The following is a 19,633-nucleotide window of genomic DNA, read 5'->3' on the forward strand; positions in this document are numbered from 1 at the left end:
TGCCGGGTCGCGGTCGCTGACCGTCAGGTTAGGGGCTAGCCGGCGGAGGCGTCCGCCATCGCCTGCTGGTTGTCCAGTCGGATCACCCCGTAGTCGTAGGCGCGGCGCCGGTAGACCACGCTCGGTGACAGGTGCTCGGCGTCGACGAACAGGTAGAAGTCGTGTCCCACCAGCTCCATCTCGTGCAGCGCCTGGTCCAGGGTCATCGGTGTGGCCGCATGCACCTTCTCGCGGACCACCAGTGGGCCGTCGCCCTGGACCTCCATGCCGGCGACGGTGTGGATGTCGCCCGCGTCCGGTTCCTCGGTCGCCGCCTCCTCGGCGGGCAGCTCGGCCGTCGCCTCGGAGAGCGACTGAGGGGTCCTGGAGCCACGATGGATCTTCTTCCGGTCGGCCGCCTTGCGCAGCTGAGCCATCAGCCGGTCGAGGGCCGTCTCGAAGGCGGCACCCTTCTCCTCCGCAGCTGCCTCGGCCCGAACCACCGGGCCCTTCCCCAGCAGGGTGATCTCCACCCGGCTGGCCTGGTCGTGTTGTCGCTTGTTCTTCTCCGCCGATACCTCGACCTCTACCCGAATGGCACGGTCGTTCAGCTTCTCCAGTCGGGTGATCTTCTCCTCGACGTAGGAACGGAACTGGTCCGACACGTGGCAGTGGCGGGCCTTGACGACAACATCCATGTCAACCTCCAACTCGTTGTGGCTCCTGCATCCGGGCATGCCGGGGTGCCCTTGAACCGCTGGTTCAAGGGGCCGGACTGTGGATGAGGATCGGAACGGCGCTTGGGAGTCGAGTCCTGGCCGGATGGCCAGGTGCTCACTCGCGGCAGGTGCGCCATACCTCGACGCTAGTCGTTGGCCCGGTCATTTGCTAGGGCCGACGCGGATGTTCACCCACTTCTCAGCAGTGCCTCGATGCCTTCATCGGAGGCGCTGACCGACCGTCGACAGCCAGGCACCGCCGGGCCCTCAGGAGGGCCCGACGGCGGGGTTGCCGAGCCGCACCTACCGCCGGATCGCGGCGGCTCCGGCACCGGCGGGCAGGTCGGGTGCGGCCACGACGCGCTGACGCTGCTCCCCCAGCCCCTCGATGGCGATCCGCATCTCATCCCCGACCTTGAGGAACGGGAACCGGCCCGACAGCGCAACGCCCTGGGGTGTGCCGGTGTTGATCACGTCGCCGGGGTCGAGGACGAGGAACTGGCTGAGCTCGTACACCAGCTGAGCGACGTCGAAGATCATGTCGGACGTGTTGGAGTCCTGCCGAGGCTCACCGTTGACCCACGAGCCGAGCGACAGGTTCTGCACGTCGACCTCGTCTGCCGGCACGAGCGACGGGCCGAGCGGGTTGAACGTCTCGCAGCACTTGCCCTTCGACCACTGACCGCCGGACACGCCGGCCTGGTAGTACCGCTCAGACACGTCGTTGCTGACCGTGTAGCCGGCGATGCAGTCGGCGGCAGCCTGCTTGTCCGGCAGGTAGCGGGCCGTCTTTCCGATCACCACAGCCAGCTCCACCTCCCAGTCGGCCTTGACACTCTCCGGCGGCAGCCTCACGTCGTCGTCTGGGCCGACGACGGTGTTGGGGTGCTTGAAGAAGATGATCGGGTTCTCCGGCGGGGCGTCACCGCTCTCGGCAGCGTGGGCCGCGTAGTTCTGACCGATGCAGACCACCGCCGTGGGCTTCGCGATCGGTGCTCCGATCCGCTGATCGGTGAGGTCGATCTCCGGCAGCTCGCCGGCGGCGAGCGCGGCGCGCACCCGGCCGATGCCGTCGGCCGCCAGGAAGGCGCCATCGATGTCGGCGGTGAGGCCGCGCAGGTCGAAGGTCCGCTCCTGCTCAACCACGACAGGGACTTCCGATCCGACCGGGCCTCGGCGTTGCAGCTGCATCTGTGTCTCTTCCTTCTGCTGGGGGTTCCTGGACTTGCTCTCTGGCCGTACGCGGGTCGTTGCCGACGGCTCACTTGCCTGTTGTGGGCAACGTCTCCTGCGCCGGCACCAGCCACTCCAGCTCGCGCCAGAGCTCTTCGCTGATCTCGATCTTGAACTGCTGGACTGTGTCGATGATCATCTCAGGAGTGCTCGAGCCGATCACGACAGCGTCCACTGAGGGGTTGCGGAACGGGAACTGGAAGGCGGCTGCGCGCAGCGGCACTCCGTAGCGCGCACACGCTTCTGCCATCTGCTGGGCCGTGCTGATCAGCTCGTCCGGGGCCTGCATGTAGTTGAAGCGTGCGGTGGCATCGGGGTTGGCGAGAATGCCGGAGTTCAGCACGGCTGCCACCAGGACGTGGACACCGCGCTCGCCGCAGAGCGCGAGCACCCGCTCGGCCCGGCGGTCCAGCAACGAATGCCGACCGGCGATCAGGACATGATCGACATCGGTCTCGGTGGCGAACCGCTCGGCGGTCTCGGCGTAGTTGGTGCCGACCCCGAAGCCACCGATCACCCCCTCGTCACGGAGCTGGCGCAGCGCCGGTGCGGCCGAGCCGATCGCGGTGTCCAGATGATCTTCCGGGTCGTGGACCAGCACCAGGTCGATGCGGTCCAGACCCATCCGCTCGAGCGACTGCTCGATCGAGCGGCGGACGCCGTCGCCGGTGTAGTCCAGCACCCGGCGTCGCCGCGGGGTACCGAAGAACACGTCGTCGTCGGCCGGGGCGTCCGGGTCGTCGACGAGCAGCCGGCCCACCTTCGTGGAGAGTGCGAACTGGTCCCTGGGCTGCTGGGAGAGGAACTTCCCCACCCGCTCCTCGGACAGTCCACGACCGTAGTGCGGTGCGGTGTCGAAGGCCCGAATGCCCTGTTCCCAGGCCGCTGCCAGGGTCTGCTGGGCGTTCTCCGGGGTGCACTCCTCGTACAGCCCACCCAGAGCCGCACAGCCGGCCACCAGCCGACCGAAGGCGTTCATCCTGAACTCTGTCATGACCTCTCCTCCGCTCAGGCGTCCAGCGGCCGCAGCCGCAGGTTCTGCATGCCGCCGTCGACGGCCAGCGCCACCGCAGTGGTCGACCCGGACAGCGGCGAGGCCAGGTAGGCGATCGCCCCGGCCACCTCGTCGGCGCTGACCAGCCGCCCGTGGGGCTGGCGCGCGTTCAGTGCCGCCCGCTCCGCCGCAGGGTCGTCGGCCCGGTCCAGCAGCCGGCTGACCCACGGGGTGTCGGCGGTGCCGGGGTTGACACAGTTCACCCGGACACCCTCTCTGATGTGGTCGGCGGCCATCGCCAGCGTCAGCGACTGCACCGCACCCTTGGAGGCAGAGTAGAGCGCGCGGGCCGGCAACCCTGCGGTGGCGGCGACGGAGGCGGTGTTGACGACGGCAGCGTGCTCGGACTTCCGCAGCTCGGGCAGCGCGGCCCGGGTCACCCGGACGATGCCGAGCACATTGATGTCGAACACCCGCCGCCATTCGTCGAGGTCGTTGTCCGCGACGGTGCCCTGGGCGCCGATCCCGGCGTTGTTGACCAGGACGTCGATGCCGCCGAACGCGTCCACCACGCCGGCGACCCCGGCCACCACCGTGTCGTCGTCGGAGACGTCGACGCCGAAGCCGACCAGCGGCTCCGGCAGGTCCGACACCGCTCCGGGCAGGTCGAACACCGCCACCCGTGCACCCTGACCCGCCAGCAGCTGCGCAGTGGCGAGCCCGATGCCACTGGCACCGCCGGTCACGATGGCCCGCAGGCCGACGAACGGTTGGCGCGGATCGGTGGTCTGACCCATGGCTCTCCTTCGAGTGACGGGGTCGACCCAGAGGACGACCGATAGATCTGATGAATACTCAGGATGGTCGCACGCGACCGTCAGCGATTGTATCCAGGCTCAAGGATTGGTCATATGAGCACGTCCCGTTGATGGACGCCTCCGCCTCGTCGCAGCCACCACCGCGGCACCCAGGACCTCCAGCCCGGCGGCCCTCAGGGCCCGCCGCGCCTCGGACAGGCTGGCACCCGTCGTCACCACGTCGTCCACGATCACCAGTGCGGCTCGAGTGTTCGGGCCGCGCGGTCTGCTGGCCACCAGAGCGCCCTGCAGGTTCAGCTGCCGGGCCGCGGCAGTGAGACCCGCCTGGTCGTGCACGGCGCGTCCGGGGCGGAGCAGCGCGCCGACCTGCACCTCCTGGACACCGGCTGCCCGCAGCCGGCTGACGGCCCGACGGCTGAGCGCACCGGTGGCATCGAAGCCCCGGGCCCGGACCGCCGCCCGCGCCGACGGCATCGGCACCAGCATCAACCGCCCGGGGTGCAGCCCCGTCCACGGGTCGAGCGGCCACCGATCCACCAGCAGCTGGGCGATGGCGAGCGCAAGCCGGTCGCCGAGCACCCCGGTCAGGGCCAGCACCTGCCGCTCCTTGTGGGCCGAGATGAGCCTCCGCATCAGCGGGTCGTACGGCCCGGCGGCCACCGTCCACGGAAAGCCGGCCGGGCACGGGTCCGGCTGGGTGCAGGCGGGACGGTGACCGGTGACCTGCCGTCGGCAGCTCGGGCACACTCCCCGACCGGGCCCGCCGCAGCCGGGGCAGCAGGCGCCCAGCAGGAGGTCGGCGGCGGCGCTGAGCCAGCGGTCGGCCAAGCCAGGCCGATCGGCATCCGGGTCGTCGAGCACACCGGCCATCCTGCGGCCGCGGTGTTGAGCAGGCCGGATCCGGACCGAGATCTGTGGACAGCGTCGCCCGCTCAGACGGGGAAGGCGCTCAGCCCCGGTGGCGCTCGGCCAGCCTCAGCCGGGATAGGCCAGGGCGCTCAGCTTGTCCGAGAACGACGGCCAGCTGCCCTCGCCCTGGAACCGCCAGCTCCGCGAGTTCCGGCCCAGCACCAGCGCCTTGTTGGTCGCTGCGGCTGAGGTGGCCAGCGCGACGGCGTCCCATTCGTCGGAGAGGCCGACCTGCAGCACCTGTGAGGCGTCCTGGTCCAACCGGATCGGGACAACGGACACGTCCGGGCTGCCCGCGCCGAGGATCATCATCGTGGTCGGGGTGACCCAGGACACGTCGATCAGCTGGCTCAGACCGGCGGTGCCGGTGCCGGTCAGCTTGATGGCCCGCCAGCCGTCCACGGTGAGACTGTCCGCCCGGGTGATCCGGGCCAGGCCCAGCTCCGAGCGGTTGCCCACCTGTCGGATGAGGGCGATCCGGACGCCGTCAGGAGCGATCTTGAAGGCACGGATGTCGCTGCCGGCCAGCGCCTTCGCGTCCACCGGGACCGACTTGTCGCCCTTGATCACGACCAGGCCCTGACGCCCGTTGGTCCGACCGATCGCCCAGAGCTCGTCGTAGCGGCTGAACTGGGGCCGCAGTACGTCACTGGCTCCCTGCATCCGGACCACCGGGTCCTGGCCGGCCGGGCCGCTGCGCAGCATGGTGCGGTTGTTGGTGACCACGGCGATGCTCTTGCCGTCACCGGACACGGCCAGGTCGTCGATCCGGAACCTGTTCTGCCCGAGAGGTCCGGGCACCGGAATGAGCTGCGGGGGGTCCTTGGACTCGTCAACCTTGACCACGTGCTTGTCGGTGACGCCGTACAACGCCAGCGAGGTGTTGCCGGGTACGGGTCCGTACCTGTCCAGCGCGTCGATCGGGACCGGACCGTCGCCGGGCAGCTGGTCCTTGGTGATGGGGTACGGCGTCCCGTTGACCCGGAACCGGACGCCGGAGATCGCCGGCCGCCCGAAGCTGTCGTCGACCTGGCGCAGGGTCCAGATCACCTGGGCCGCCATCAGACTGCGCTGGTCCTCGGTGAGCGGCATGATGTCGTCGCTGAGGTTGACCTCGGCGACCCCGTCGGTCACCGAGACCGACTGCACGCTGAGCGACGTCTTCGGCGGGATGACGCTGACGACGGATGGCTTCAGCCAGTCGGTCGGACCGCGAAGCAGGGCCTGTACCAGCGCGGACTCGATCGGCACCTCTCGTGGCAGGAAGATCGGGTCGGGCACCAGGGAGCGGTACTGGGGGTCGAAGAAGTAGAGGTTGTAGCTGCGGTAGAACTGGTTGAACTTGTACTGGGACAGGATCAGCCCATCCGGCGGGTTGCTGATCCGCCATTCGCTGCCCTGCTTGACCACGCGGAAGTCATGGCTGAACGGCCTGCTGCGCTGGGTGTAGGCCTTGTCGGCCCCCAGCGAGGCACTGAGCGTGGCCTGCAGCACCACCGAGTCGCCCTGCACGGTCGGCGGACCCCCGGTGTAGATCGCCACCCCGTCCTCGGGCCGCCACGACTCGGCGGCGGCCTTGGTCAGGTACTGGCGGGCGACCGGGTAGCCGGCCTGATAGCTGGCCATCGCCTGCAGGAAGCCGTCGACGATCACCTTCGGCTGGTCACCCGGCCGCGGCGGCTGACCCTCGATCTCGAAGCCCTTGTCCGCGGTCCTGCCGGCGCCCTCGACCTTCTTCACGGTGCCCGAGGTGGGGACCGAGATGCAGCCGCTCAGCAGGGCGGCGCAGAGCAGGCCGAGAAACGCGCAGAGCAGCGCACGGAGACCCCGGGTCCTCATTCGTCGCCCCGTCCGGTCGCGCCGGTTGAGGGTGGGCCGACCCTGGCCGGGTCGGTCGGCGCTGTGCCGTCGGGCTTCGCCTCGGGCAGCAGCAGGTATCGGTCGTCGGCCGAGCCGCCCGGAGTCGGGCCGGCGGCATCCGGCGCGGTGGGGATCGTGGGCGGGGTGATGGCGGAGGTCGACACCGCCGACACCGCCAGCGGGCGTGCCAGTTCGAGCCCATGCAACCGGGTGACGCTCGGTCCCACCAGGTCACGCGGCACCAGCGGCAGTGGCGACTGCTCCAGAATCGCGCCGGCCTTGCGCGGCAGCGTCAGCCGGAACTGCGCGCCCATCCCCGGCCGGCCCCACGCGTTCATCCAGCCTCCGTGCAGCCGCGCGTCCTCCATCGAGATGGACAGGCCCAGACCGGTGCCGCCCATCGTCCTGGCCCGTGCCGGGTCGGCCCGCCAGAACCGGTGGAACACCTGCCTGGCCTGGTTGGCCTCGAACCCCACCCCGTGGTCACGGACGGCGATGGCGACCGCCGTCTCGTCCCCCTCGATGGTGATGTCGATCGGCCTGCCCTCGCCGTGCTCGATGGCATTCACCACCAGGTTGCGCATGATCCGTTCGATCCGGCGGGAGTCGACCTCGGCCGTGGTGGTGCCGGAGGCGTGCACGTTGATCTCGCTGCCGGCGGCTGAGGCGAACCGCAGGTTGGCGTCGACCACCCGGTTGACCACATCGCGCAGGTCGACCTGGTCCAGCGACAGCACCGCCGCACCGGCGTCGAACCGGGAGATCTCCAGCAGGTCGGTGAGCAGCGCCTCGAACCGGTCCAGCTCGGTCTGCAGCAGCTCAGCCGAGCGCGCCGCCACCGGGTCGAAGTCCTCCCGCGCCTCGTGCAGCACCTCGGCCGCCATCCGTACCGTGGTCAACGGGGTGCGCAGCTCGTGCGACACGTCGGAGACGAACCGCTGCTGAACCCGGGACAGCTCCTCCAGCTGGGTGATCTGCTTCTGCAGCTCACTGGCCATGTAGTTCATCGAGGTGGCCAGGCGCGCCAGGTCGTCGGTGCCACGCACCTTCATCCGGTCGTCCAGGTTGCCCGAGGCCAGTCGTTCGGCGGCCTGTCGGGCGGCGCGGACCGGCGTCACCACCTGGCGGCTGACCAGCGCGGCGATCAGGGTCAGCATCACCACCAGCAGCGCGCCGGTCAGGATGGCGGCGCTCTGCAGCACTTCGAGCGTCTGCACCTCCTGCGTCAGCGGGAAGATGAAGTACACCTCGTACCGCTCGCCGGGCACCGTCAGCGAGGAGCCGATGGCCAGTCCGGGGGCGGTTCTGCCGTCGTCGTAGCGCACCAGGGTGGGGACGCTGTACAGCCCGTTGTTGCCGGACACCTCGTCCCGCAGGGCCTGCGGCACGCTCTCGGTGGAGGCCTGCCCGGAGCGGTACTTCGACACCGGCCCGAACAGCACGACCTCGTACTGGCCGCTGCTGCTGCCGCCATTGGAGATCTCCACCCCGAGCTGCGTCAGCAGGTCGGAGACGTCGGTCGGGGTGGTCAGGTCGACGTCGTCCAGCCGCTGCTGGGCAGCGTCGACGGCGGCCTGGGCCTGCGCTACCGAGGTCTGCTCCTTGCCGGCCAGCACGCCCTGCGAGGCCCGGAACATCAGCAGCACCCCACCGAGCATCAGGATCAGGGCCGACGCCACCGAGACGGAGGCGACGACGCGGAACGGCAGCGATCGCCACCACCAGCGGATCGGCAGCTGCCACCACCGGCGGACGGTCGGACTGAGCGTCACCATCGCGGCCCCCAGGATCGGCCCGGTCGGGTCCCGGCCACTGCTGACTGAGCCGATCGCTGTCGGTCCCTCATCGGTCGACGGCACCCATCACCATCAGCCCCGACTACTTCGGCTCTCCCGCCTTGTACCCGATGCCGCGTACGGTGACGACGATCTCCGGGTGCTCGGGGTCGCGCTCGATCTTGGACCGCAGCCGCTGCACGTGGACGTTCACCAGCCGGGTGTCGGCTGCGTGCCGATAGCCCCAGACCTGCTCCAGCAGGACCTCGCGGCTGAACACCTGCCAGGGCCGCCGGGCGAGCGCCAGCAGCAGGTCGAACTCCAGCGGGGTCAGCTGGATCGGGGTGCCGTTGCGCTTGACCGAGTGCCCATCGACACTGATCACCAGATCACCGATCTGCAGCGTCTCGAGATCGACCTCCTCCGAGGTGCGGCGCAGCCGGGTCCGGATCCGGGCGATCAGCTCCTTGGCCTTGAACGGCTTCGCGACATAGTCGTCGGCACCCGCCTCGAGGCCGGCGACGACATCGATGGTGTCCGACTTCGCCGTCAGCATCACGATCGGCACGCCGGACTCGGCGCGGATGTCACGACAGACGTCGACACCGTCCCGGCCCGGCAGCATCAGGTCGAGCAGCACCAGGTCAGGCTTGGCGTCGCGGTAGGCCGCGAACGCCTTGTCGCCGTGGGCGCACCAGATCGGCTCGAAGCCTTCGTTCCGAAGCACGATGGACAGCATCTCGGCCAGTGCGGCATCGTCGTCGACCACCAGTACCCGGCTTCGCGCAGCGGAACTCTGCGTCGTTTCAGACACCGAACTATCCTCCAATGAGCTTCTCATCCGACCCCGACCTGTAGACCTGCCGCAATCCTATTCTCAAGGTCAACATTTCCCGGGTACCTCGAGCCGGTCCGCGAGTGGACCCGCGCAGGCGGTGGAGCACGCCGATGGCTAGTTCAGCTCGGGATCGTCGACCCAGGTGGAGAAGTAGGCCAGTTCGCCCGGCTGTCTGCGCAGCACCTGACGCCAGAGGTCGAGCGGCTGCAGGCCGAACACGTCGCTGTACTGGGCGGGGGCCACATGCCAGTAGCCGTCCGCCAGCTCGGCCTGCAGCTGCCCGGGCGACCAGCCGGCGTACCCGGCGAAGATGCGCAGGTCCTGGTAGGCGCCGGCGACGATCTCGATCGGGGTGTCGAGGTGCAGCAACCCGACGCTGTCGAACAGCGGTCGCCAGCCCGGCGGCTCCTCGCCACTGGACGCCACACTGGCCAGGCAGATGGCGCCGTTCGGGGACACCGGCCCACCGTGGAACAGCACCTGCGGCTCGGACACCGTGTTGACCCAGTCCGGCAGCACCGCTGACAGCGGTGTCGAGGAGATCTCGTTCAGGATCACTCCGAGGGCGCCGTCCTCGTCGGAGTCGAGCACCAGCACCACACTCTCGTTGAACACACCGTCGGCGAGCAGCACACTCGCGATCAACAGGTCTCCCGGCGCCGGCTCACGGACCGTCATGATCGGACCGCCGGTTCCGGCTCGCCCTCAGGCGACACGGCACCCGAATGCCGTCGGTTCAGCAGCAGGAAGGCGCCGAGGCCCAGTGCGACCCCGGCCCAGTCGGCCAGCACGTCCAACGGGTCGCCGGTCCGCTCACGGTAGAAGGTCCCCTGGATGACCTCGCTGAGCACGGCGTGGCCGAGGAAGACCCCCACTATGACCAGCCACCTGCGTCTGGCGATCCTGACCTCGCCCAGCCCGCTGACGGCGACCAGGATCAGGAGCAGCGGCACGGCGAAGATGCTGACGTGGGCAATCTTGTCCAGGCCCGGCAGCTGGTCCACCTCCGGCGGCCCGGTCGGGCGGTACAGACCGAACAGCTGGATCGCTGTGGCGATCGACGCAGCCAGCCACCATCGCACTCTGTGCATGCTCTAGGAGGCGACTTCGGTATCGACGGGCAGGTCGGCCGGCCCACCGGCAGCCCGCCGTACGGCTTCGGCGACTTTCTCGTGGACCTCGGCGTGGAACACGCTGGGCATGATGTAGGCCGCGTTCAGCTCGTCATCGGTCACCACCGCGGCCAGCGCCCGGGCCGCAGCCAGCAGCATGCTGGTGGTGATCTCCGCCGACTGGGCATCCAGCAGGCCCCGGAACACTCCCGGGAAGGCGAGCACGTTGTTGATCTGGTTCGGGAAGTCCGACCTTCCGGTCGCCACCACGGCCGCGTACTTGAGGGCCTCGGTGGGTTCGATCTCCGGTTCGGGGTTGGCCAGGGCGAAGACGATCGAGCCGGGCGCCATCTTCGCCACGTCCTCGCCGTCGAGCAGGTGCGGGGCGGAGACGCCGATGAAGACGTCGGCGCCGGCGATCGCCTCTTTCAGGGTTCCGCTGACACCCGCCGCGTTGGTGTGCTCAGCCACCCAGGCCAGCTCGCCGCTGAGTCCGGGGCGGCCGCGGTGGACCACTCCGTTGATATCCGACACCACCAGATGCCGGGCACCGGCGGCCAACAGCAGCTTGATGATCGCGGTGCCGGCCGCCCCCGCCCCCGACATGACGATCTTGACGTCGGCGATCCTCTTCGACACCACCCGGAGCGCGTTGTAGAGAGCGGCGAGCACCACTATCGCCGTCCCGTGTTGATCATCATGGAAGACCGGGATGTCCAGCGCCGCCCGGAGTCTGGCCTCGATCTCGAAGCACCGCGGAGCGGAGATGTCCTCCAGGTTGATGCCGGCGAAGCCCGGCGCGATCGCCTTCACCACGGTGATGATCTCCTCGACGTCCTGGGTGTCCAGGCAGAGCGGCCAGGCGTCGATGTCGGCGAACCGCTTGAACAGCACCGCCTTGCCCTCCATCACCGGCAGCGCAGCGGCCGGGCCGATGTTGCCCAGGCCCAGGACGGCCGAGCCGTCGGTGATCACGGCGATGCTGTTGCGCTTGGAGGTGAGCCGTCGGGCGTCCTCGGGGTTCTTGGCGATGGCCAGGCAGACCCGGGCGACACCGGGGGTGTAGACCATCGAGAGGTCGTCGCGGTTGCGGATCGGGTGCTTGCTCTTCATCTCGATCTTGCCGCCGAGGTGCATCAGGAAGGTCCGGTCGGAGACCTTGCCGATGATGACGCCGGTGACGGCGCGCATCGCCTCCACGAGCTGGTCGGCGTGCTCGGTGTCACGGGCGGCGCAGGTCACATCGATCCGGAGCCGTTCATGTCCCGAGGCGGTGACGTCGAGGGCGGTGACGATGCCGCCCGCCTGCTCGACAGCGGTGGTGAGCTGGCTCACGGCGGCGCCGCCGGCAGGCACCTCGAGCCGGACGGTGATCGAGTAGGACACTGAGGGAACGGCGCTCACAGAGCCGATCTTCTCACGTTCTCCGCGGCTCGCCAGGGACGCCGCGACGCTTTTCGGCGCCGGCCGTCTGACCCGGCGTACGGCCCCGGTGCAGGGTCAGCGACCTTGGGCGGCGAGCCTGGAGGCGGACACCCACTGGCCGACGTCCCCACCGGACAGGGCCACCGCCAGCAGGTCGGGAAAGAGGTCGGGCGTGCAGGCGAAGGTCGGCACGCCCAGCGCAGCCAACCCGGCCGCATGGTCATGGTCGTAGGCGGGCGCGCCGGAGTCGGACAGGGCCAACAGCACCACCACCCGGACACCGGCCGCCAGCAGGTCCGAGACGCGGCGCAGCATCTCGGCGGCGATCCCGCCCTCGTACAGGTCGGAGATCAGCACCAGGACCGTCTCGGTGGGCCGGGTCACCAGCCCCTGGCAGTAGGCGATGGCCCGGTTGATGTCGGTCCCCCCGCCGAGCTGGCAGCCGAACAGCACATCCACCGGGTCGCTCAGCTGGTCGGTCAGATCCACCACCTCGGTGTCGAACGCCACCAGGGACGTCTTCACCGAGCGGATCGACGCCACCGTAGCCCCGAACACGGCCGCATAGACGACCGACTCGGCCATCGAGCCGGACTGGTCGATGGCCAACACGATGTCCTTCGCCACCACCTGGGAGCTGCGGCCGAAGCCGACCAGCCGCTCCGGCACCACGGTCCGGTGCTCGGGCAGGTAGTGCTTCAGGTTGCGCGCAATGGTGCGGTTCCAGTCGATGTCGCTCGGCCGTGGCCGGTGGGTGCGACTGGCCCGGTTAACGGCACCGGTCACCGCGGCCCGCGTCTTGGTGGCGATCCGCTCCTCGATCTGCGCCACCACCTTCCCCACCACCATCCGGGCGGTGGCCCGGGTGGTCTCCGGCATCACCCTGTTCAGGCTGACCAGGGTGCCGGCCAGATGGACGTCGGGCTGCACCGACTCCAACAGCTCGGGCTCCAGCAGCAGCGACGTCAGGTTGAGCCGTTCGATGGCATCCCGCTGCATTACCTGGACCACAGTGTTCGGGAAGTAGCGCCGGATGTCGCCGAGCCAGCGCGACACGCGCGGTGCGGAGGCCCCCAGACCGCCGGTGCGCTGCCGCCGATCCTGGCTCTGCTGGTCGGCGTCCGCATCGTAGAGAGCGGCCAGCGCGCCGTCCATCTCCCGGTCCGACCGGGACAGCGCGGCGCCGAGCGCCTGCTCGCCGGCCTCGCCGAGCAGCAGCCGCCAGCGCCGACGGCGCTCGCCCTCGACCGGCTGATCGGAGTCGTGCTGGCCATTCGGATGCTCAGTCGCCAACGCGTACCCCCAGAATCCGGGCCACTGTGGCCAGTACACCTTCACCGAGGGCCGGGTCCAGCTCGTCGACCGGCTGCTCCGGCCGGCCCGCGCCGGCCGCGATCCGGCCGGCAATGGCCCGGCGTTCAGCGCTGCCGAAGGAGCCGAACGTGCGGCGGACCAACGGCAGCACGTCGACGAACTCCTCCGGCCCGAGCCCCTGCAGCCAGCCGTCCAACAGCTCCAACAGCGCGCTGTCGTGGATGAGCAGCAGCGCACCGTCGGAGAAGAACCCGTCCACCCAGGCGGCCTTGGCAGCGGCCCCGACGCCGTGGGACAGCGCCCGGTGCAGCCGCACCGGGGCGTCGTCGAGCAGCGCGGCATCGGCGAGGATGCGCACCATCCGGCCCACCAGCACACCGTTCAGGTCCGGCCGCTCGATCAGTCGTGCCAGTGTCTCGAGCCACCGGGTCCGGCCCTCCGCGGCCACCGGGTCGTCGGCCGCCGCCGCCAGCTGGACGGCGGCGTGGACGCCGTCGAGCCGCCGACGCAGCGTGGCCGCGGCCTCGTCGTCCAACCCGACGGCCGCCTGTGGCAGCCCTGCACAGATCCGCAGCAGCAGCGCCCGGCACACGTCGGCGAGCGCACCCACGTCGGTGTCGCGGACGTCGCCGTAACGCTGCGCCCGGACCAGAGCAGGCAGCGCCTCCATCAGGTGCAGCACGTCGGCATCGACAGCCGCCTTCGCCTCGAGCGCCTGCAGCAGGCCCGTCAGCGCCTCTGGCAGGTCGGCCAGCAGGCAGCGCTCCACAGCCACCGTGAGCTCGCCCAGCTCCCCGTCCCGAGAGATCGCTGCCACCTTGGCTGCTGCCGCAGCAACGACAGTGGTGCCCCAGAGGGCGGCCTCCACCAGATCCACGGCCAGCTCGGGGCGCCACTCCAGGTGCCAGCTCTCCCGGAAGGTGCCACGGCCCTGGACCTCGCTCTGCCCCGGCCGCGCCCAGCCCAGCCCCAGCAGCCGGAGCCGATGGAACAGTCGCGACCGCAACTGGTCGTTCGGCTTGCGCAGGTCGAGGTCGACGTACTTCGCCTCCGCGGTCCGCTTCAGTCGCAGGGTCCGGCACTGCGCCTCCAGATCCGCCTCCAACGGCACGGTCGGAGCCTCCGGCGTGACCGAGCCCAGCCTCTGGCCGACCACCAGCTCGTCGGTGATGAACCGGACCGCCAGCTCGTCGCCGTCACACAGCACCGCCCGGGTGGCCTCGGTCACCTCGGACAGACCCGCCAGCGGCCGTCCCCGCAACGCTGCCAGGTTCTCGGCCAGCCGGACGGCCTCGATCACGTGCGCGCTGGAGACCGGCAGGTCGCGGGTCCGCAACGACGCGGCCACCATGCTCAGCCAGCGCACCACCGGCTGGTCAGGGGCGGTCCACAGATGGTGGTACCAGCCGGGCGAGGTGATGCCCGCTCCATAACCGGACGCGGAGGTGAGCCGCTCGTGCGTCCACGGCACCCAGCTGAAGCGCACCTTGCGCTTCGGCGCGCCCCGCAGCAATCGTGCGTCAGCCGCCGCCGGTGGCAGCGGCGGGCTCAGCGCCGGGGCGTGCCAGGCGCCGCATACCACGGCCACCCGCTGCCGTCCGGACCGCCAGGCAGCCCTGATGCTCTGTCGCATGTACGCCTCGCGGCGCCCCTCGTGCATCGCCCGGCGGTGGTCGTACGCGGTGTCGTCGGCCCGCAGCTCCGCCATCGCCTCGGTGAGCGCAGGGAAGGGGGAGGCGCCGTCCAGGCGCGACTCGATCACGTCGTCCCACCACCGCTCGGGGTCGTCGTAGCCGGCCGCCGCAGCGAGCTGGGCGAGAGGGTCTCGGCTGACCTCCGCCGCCGGGGCGCGGTGGCCGCTGTCGAGGTCGAGCTCGTCGTCGGCCGGGTCGGGCTCGTCGAGGGCCTGCTCCGCCGCGGCCAGTGTCATGCTCGCCGGCAGGTCGCAGAACGAGACCGGGATGCCGCGCTCAGCGCCCCACAGCATGGCCTGCCACTCGGGTGAGAACACCGCGTACGGCCAGAAGGCGGCCAGGCTGGGCCGGTCGGCCGCATACCCGAACAGGGCCACCGGCGGGTTCATCCCGGCCGCCGACACCAGCCCGATCAGCGGCTCCGCATCGGCGGGCCCCTCGATCAGCACCGAGTCGGGGAGGTAGTCGTCGAGCGCTGCCAGCAGCGAACGGGCCGACCCCGGCCCGTGGTGCCTGATGCCGAAGACCTCGACGTGGCGTACCGCCGGCGCCGCGACGCCCAGGCTCACCCGGACACCTCTCGGCACGCGCTGTAGAACTGCGACCAGCCGGCGCGGTCGCGGACGACGACTTCGAGGTACTCGCTCCAGGCGACCTGGTCGGCCACCGGATCCTTGATCACCGACCCGACGATCCCGGCGGCGATGTCATCCGGCTGCAGGCTGCCGTTACCGAAGTGCGCCGAGAGCGCCATCCCGCTGGTGATCACCGAGATCGCCTCTGCCGTCGACAACGTGCCCGACGGGGACTTGATCCTGGTCCGGCCGTCGGCCGTTACCCCCGAACGCAGCTCGCGGAAGACCGTGACCACCCGGCGGATCTCCTCCAGGGCCGGCGGCACGGCGGGCAGCTCGAGGGCGGCTGACAGTTCGGCCACCCGGGTGGAGACGATCCGGATCTCGTCCTCGGAGCTGGTCGGCAGCGGCAGCACCACGGTGTTGAAGCGTCTCCGCAGCGCCGACGAGAGCTCGTTCACGCCCTTGTCCCGGTCGTTGGCGGTGGCGATGACGTTGAACCCCTTGCGGGCCTGGACCTCGGACCCGAGCTCGGGCACCGGCAGCGTCTTCTCCGACAGCACGGTGATCAGCGCGTCCTGGACGTCAGCCGGGATCCTCGTCAGCTCCTCGATCCGGGCGATGCTGCCGCGGCGCATAGCGGTCATCACCGGGGAGGCGACCATCGCCTGGTCGCTGGGCCCCTCGGCCAACAGCCGGGCGTAGTTCCAGCAGTACCTGATCGCCTCCTCGGTGGTTCCGGCGGTGCCCTGCACCATCAGCGTCGACTCACCGGAGATCGCGGCGCTGAGATGCTCAGACACCCAGGATTTGGCGGTGCCCGGCACGCCGAGCAGCAGCAGCGCCCGGTCGGTGGCCAGGGTGGCGACCGCAACCTCCATCAGTCGCCGCTGTCCCACATACTTCTGGCTGATCACGGTCCCGTCGTTGAGCGTGCCGCCCATCAGGTAGGTGACCACCGCCCACGGTGACATCCGCCACTGCGGCGGCCGCGGACGGTCGTCGAGGCGGTGCAGGGCAGCCAGCTCCCCGGCGAAGGCCTGCTCGGCGTGCGGCCGCAGATAGCTGACGGGCGCGGTGTCGGTCACGATGGGCTCCTCGGTGGCGGCGGTCAGTACGGTCGCGGGATCAGGGTACGGGCAGCCGGGTACGGCTGCGGCTCGAAGACGTTGTGCACCCGGATCCGCTGGTGCAGCAGTTCTTCGACCTGGACGAACCCGTGCCAGGCGGACTGCAGTACGGCAGCGGTCGGCCGGTCGGGACCGAACAGACAGCTGCCGGCGACCCGGCCGACGGCCGGATAGCCGGCCAACGGCATCCGGACCGCGAACCGGCTGACCAGCGGCTGGGTCAGCAGCCCGCCGCCGATCAGCGCCAGGCCGGCGTCCACCAGCTCGGGGGTCCAGCTCTCGGTGCAGGTCAGGAGCAGCTCCATCGCAGCGGCAGCCGGCTGCCGGCCCTCGACCGGCCGGCCGGCCAGCCGCTCGACCACCTCGGTGGCAGTAAGAACCGAGGGCACCGGCGCCTCCTCGGCCGCCTCCCCGGCGGCCGGCTGCGGCCTGACCAGGCTGACCCTCCGCCACTGCGGGTGGTGGGAGGCGAAGAACCGGCCGCGCGGGCCAACGGCCTCAGCCACCAGCCGTTGGTCACAGCCGCGGGTCCGGGCGGTACTGAGCAGCTGGGCCCACAGTCGCGGCGCCACCGACAGTCGGTGGGCGATGCTGCGGCTCAGCCAGTCGTCGACCAATGTGGGCTGTCCCAGCGCGAGCAGCTCGGCCAGCAGCTGCTGTGCCGGCGGTGGGGCCTCCGGCCAGGGCTGTCCCGGCGCTGTCGGCGCCGGCGGGCAGTCGGGCAGTCGCCCGGCGACCCGCGCCATGGCCGCATACCCGGCGGCAAGGTCGAGCAGCCGGGCGGCCGGGTCCGGCTCGTCCAGTCGGGCGTCCAGGGCGGCCAGCGGCCCCGCCAGCCCGGTCGGCAGCGGCCGCCGGTCCGTGCCCAGCAGTGCCGTCGTGACGAGGTCGTTCCAGCCGCTCACCGCAGCACCACCTCGGTGCCGAACTCGCGCCCGGAGTCGTCCGGCAGCACCGCCAGTGGCTGCAGGCCGGCGGCCCGCCATTCCGCCATCAGCCGCACCGGGCCGGAGATCGACTGCGCCAGCAACGGCCAGGGTTCGCCGGCCAGCCCGACCAGGTCACGGCAACGCCCGTCGAGGTCGCGGAACCGCCAGCTCGAGCCGGCGCCGGCCGGCACCAGCACGGTGCCCTCCAAGACGACCGGCATCCGGTCCGCCCAGGGGTCGGCGGCCACCAGCTGGGCATACCGCCCGGCCGCGGTGGACAGGGACTCCGCCGGCAGCGGGCCCAGGCTCGGAAGCCGGTCGACCTGCGGGCCGGGCAGCGCCCGGTATTGACCCGAACCGGGATAGAAGTGCAGCGGGCCGACCAGGCTGTGTCCAGGGCTGATCGTGCTGTCCAGGCTCTGGCCGGGCGCGGCGAAGGTCAGCCACAGTGCCCACCGACCGGTGGCGCTGCCGCGCAGCCAGACCCGGCGGGTCTCAAGCTGGAACTCGACGGTGTCCACCTGGCCCAGCGCGGCCCATTCGTCGACCACGGGTGTCGAGGCCAGTACGGCCTCCTTGGCGACCGGGTAGCCGATCCGGGACCGTACGGTGGCGGCCAGATCCGCCGGCAACGCATCCAGCCGGCGGTGAGCGTGCACCAGCAGCCGCAGTGCGGCCAGCTGAGCCAGCACCCGGGCCGGCCAGCCGTCGCCGCGGAGCTCGGCCGGGATGGCCCGCAGCAGGCCGGCGACGCCGGGCGCCTGGGCATCGACCATCCGGGCGGCCGCGGTGTCGAAGTGCTGGTAGCCCACCCGCTCCAGCCCGGCGATTCCGCCCCGCACCTGGTCTCGGAGCCAGCGGTCCAGCTCCTCCAGGCCAGCCTCCACCCGGGCCGCCCGGGCAGCCGCGCGGCGCTCCGCGGCCGCCGGGTCCGCCACCGCCGGTCGGACCGGCGGCTGGTCGCTCCCCGGGGCGGCTGTCCCGGCCCGCTCCCGTCGGGCGGTCAGCCAGCCGATCGCGAACGGAGCCACCTCCTCGACCTCAGGGACATGGCCGTCGGCCCAGCAGAGCAGCAGCGCCAGGGCGTGCTTGCAGGGGAACTTGCGGCTCGGGCAGCTGCACTGGAAGGCGGCCGGCGGCCCCAGGTCCACCACCGTCTGGTAGGGCACAGACCCACTTCCCTGGCACCGTCCCCACAGCGCCTGCCGTCCGCAGCCGCGATCGGTCCAGGGCGCGGATCGGGCCAGCCGCTCGGCCGCCGTGGCTGAGCCGCGGTCCGGCGCCAGCGCCAGCACGGTGGCACGGTCCCAGGGCTCAACCATGCCCGGAAGCCTAGGTGGTGGCTGCGACATCCGGCGGCGGCCTCAGGTCATGTTGTGGAACACGTACGCGGGTTGACGGAAGCCGAGCATCGCCTCCGTCATCCGGACCGCATTCACCGCCGCCGCGACGTTGTGCATCCGCACGATCCGGGCACCCTGCAGGATGCAGAAGGTTGCGGCTGCCAGCGACCCTTCCAGCCGCTCCTCCTTGGGCCGGCCGATCGCCTCACCGACGAAGTCCTTGTTGGACACCGCGGCCAGCAGCGGCAGCCCGATAGCGCTGATCGCGCTCAGTCGGCGGGTCAGCTCGAGGGTGTGGAAGGTGTTCTTGTTGAGGTCGTGGCCGGGGTCGATGACGATCCGTTCCTCCGGTACGCCGCTGCGCAGCGCCAGCTCGATCCTGGTGTTGAGGAAGGCGACGATCTCGGCGACGACGTCGTCGTACTCCGGCCGGGGGTACGGGGTCCGGGGCGCGGCCAGGCTGTGACAGATGACCAGCGTCGCCGCCGAGTCGGCGACCACCTCGGCCAGTCCGGGGTCGTGCAGTCCGGTGGTGTCGTTGATCACCGCGGCCCCGGCGGCGATGGCGCGGGCGGCGACGTCGGCGCGGAAGGTGTCGACCGAGATCACCACGTCCGAGCGGGCTGCCACCGCCTCGATCACCGGCACCACCCGGTCGATCTCTTCCGCCGCCGACACCTCGGGGGTGTCCGGCGAGAACGGCACCCCGCCGATGTCGACCCAGTCGGCCTGCTCGGCGACGGCTGCCAGGGCAGCGGAGACGGCCCGGTCGAGCGCGAAGGTCCGGCCCTGGTCGTAGAACGAGTCCGGGGTCCGGTTGACCACGGCCATCACGGCCACCTGACGGTCGAAGTCGAAGGTGCGGGCGCCGATGGTGCGGACCGGGTGCCGCAGTTGCGGCTTGAAGATGCTCGAGTCAGCAGTCACGACCACCAGTCTCGACCACCCGGCAAATCCGCTGCACCGGCCCGTGACCTGCACTCAGC

The 19,633-nt window shown here is 70.8% G+C and carries 17 protein-coding genes; all 17 read right to left on the reverse strand.

Annotated elements, in window-relative coordinates:
• Positions 1–35 precede the first annotated feature (35 nt).
• Positions 36–677, reverse strand: a complete 642-nt coding sequence (gene hpf, locus JOE57_RS02330) for a ribosome hibernation-promoting factor, HPF/YfiA family (RefSeq protein ID WP_204916210.1) — start codon at positions 675–677, stop codon at positions 36–38.
• A gap of 324 nt (positions 678–1,001) precedes the next feature.
• Positions 1,002–1,889 carry a fumarylacetoacetate hydrolase family protein gene (locus JOE57_RS02335; RefSeq protein ID WP_204916211.1) on the reverse strand — a complete coding sequence of 296 codons (888 nt, stop codon included), beginning with the start codon at positions 1,887–1,889 and terminating at the stop codon, positions 1,002–1,004.
• 70 nt (positions 1,890–1,959) lie between these two features.
• Positions 1,960–2,925: an aldo/keto reductase gene (locus JOE57_RS02340; protein WP_204916212.1), complete on the reverse strand. Its 966-nt coding sequence runs from the start codon at positions 2,923–2,925 to the stop codon at positions 1,960–1,962.
• A gap of 14 nt (positions 2,926–2,939) precedes the next feature.
• Complete coding sequence (locus JOE57_RS02345; protein ID WP_204916213.1) at positions 2,940–3,722, reverse strand: SDR family NAD(P)-dependent oxidoreductase; 783 nt, start codon at positions 3,720–3,722, stop codon at positions 2,940–2,942.
• 99 nt (positions 3,723–3,821) lie between these two features.
• On the reverse strand, positions 3,822–4,604 hold the full coding sequence (locus tag JOE57_RS19075; protein WP_204916214.1) for a phosphoribosyltransferase family protein: 783 nt from the start codon (positions 4,602–4,604) through the stop codon (positions 3,822–3,824).
• Positions 4,605–4,718: 114 nt separating this feature from the next.
• The gene (locus tag JOE57_RS02355; protein WP_204916215.1) at positions 4,719–6,491 is read right to left on the reverse strand and encodes an LpqB family beta-propeller domain-containing protein; all 1,773 of its coding nucleotides are present in this window, start codon (positions 6,489–6,491) and stop codon (positions 4,719–4,721) included.
• Positions 6,488–8,371, reverse strand: coding sequence for an MtrAB system histidine kinase MtrB (mtrB, locus tag JOE57_RS02360; protein ID WP_338041115.1), 1,884 nt, complete (start codon positions 8,369–8,371; stop codon positions 6,488–6,490). Before mtrB ends, JOE57_RS02355 begins: the two co-directional genes overlap by 4 nt.
• Before the next feature lie 19 nt (positions 8,372–8,390).
• A complete protein-coding gene (mtrA, locus tag JOE57_RS02365) occupies positions 8,391–9,101 on the reverse strand; it encodes an MtrAB system response regulator MtrA (RefSeq protein WP_338041116.1) in 711 nt (236 codons plus the stop codon).
• Between the two features lie 138 nt (positions 9,102–9,239).
• On the reverse strand, positions 9,240–9,803 hold the full coding sequence (locus JOE57_RS02370; protein ID WP_204916217.1) for a YqgE/AlgH family protein: 564 nt from the start codon (positions 9,801–9,803) through the stop codon (positions 9,240–9,242).
• Entirely contained in the window at positions 9,800–10,216 is a 417-nt protein-coding gene (locus JOE57_RS02375; RefSeq protein ID WP_204916218.1) for a VanZ family protein, read from the reverse strand. Before JOE57_RS02375 ends, JOE57_RS02370 begins: the two co-directional genes overlap by 4 nt.
• A 3-nt stretch (positions 10,217–10,219) precedes the next feature.
• Positions 10,220–11,641, reverse strand: coding sequence for a malic enzyme-like NAD(P)-binding protein (locus tag JOE57_RS02380; protein ID WP_204916219.1), 1,422 nt, complete (start codon positions 11,639–11,641; stop codon positions 10,220–10,222).
• Between the two features lie 96 nt (positions 11,642–11,737).
• Positions 11,738–12,955 (reverse strand): VWA domain-containing protein, encoded by a 1,218-nt coding sequence (locus tag JOE57_RS02385; protein ID WP_204916220.1) that lies wholly within the window; start codon positions 12,953–12,955, stop codon positions 11,738–11,740.
• Positions 12,945–15,239, reverse strand: coding sequence for a DUF5682 family protein (locus tag JOE57_RS02390; protein ID WP_338041117.1), 2,295 nt, complete (start codon positions 15,237–15,239; stop codon positions 12,945–12,947). Before JOE57_RS02390 ends, JOE57_RS02385 begins: the two co-directional genes overlap by 11 nt.
• Positions 15,236–16,333: an AAA family ATPase gene (locus JOE57_RS02395; RefSeq protein ID WP_204916221.1), complete on the reverse strand. Its 1,098-nt coding sequence runs from the start codon at positions 16,331–16,333 to the stop codon at positions 15,236–15,238. Before JOE57_RS02395 ends, JOE57_RS02390 begins: the two co-directional genes overlap by 4 nt.
• 23 nt (positions 16,334–16,356) lie before the next feature.
• Positions 16,357–17,280 (reverse strand): DUF5691 domain-containing protein, encoded by a 924-nt coding sequence (locus JOE57_RS02400; RefSeq protein WP_204916222.1) that lies wholly within the window; start codon positions 17,278–17,280, stop codon positions 16,357–16,359.
• Entirely contained in the window at positions 17,277–18,626 is a 1,350-nt protein-coding gene (locus JOE57_RS18860) for an SWIM zinc finger family protein (RefSeq protein ID WP_204916223.1), read from the reverse strand. Before JOE57_RS18860 ends, JOE57_RS02400 begins: the two co-directional genes overlap by 4 nt.
• A gap of 42 nt (positions 18,627–18,668) precedes the next feature.
• Positions 18,669–19,574: a dihydropteroate synthase gene (folP, locus tag JOE57_RS02410; protein WP_338041119.1), complete on the reverse strand. Its 906-nt coding sequence runs from the start codon at positions 19,572–19,574 to the stop codon at positions 18,669–18,671.
• Positions 19,575–19,633 lie beyond the last annotated feature (59 nt).

It is taken from the genome of Microlunatus panaciterrae (genome assembly GCF_016907535.1).
Taxonomy (GTDB): Bacteria; Actinomycetota; Actinomycetes; order Propionibacteriales; family Propionibacteriaceae; genus Microlunatus; species Microlunatus panaciterrae.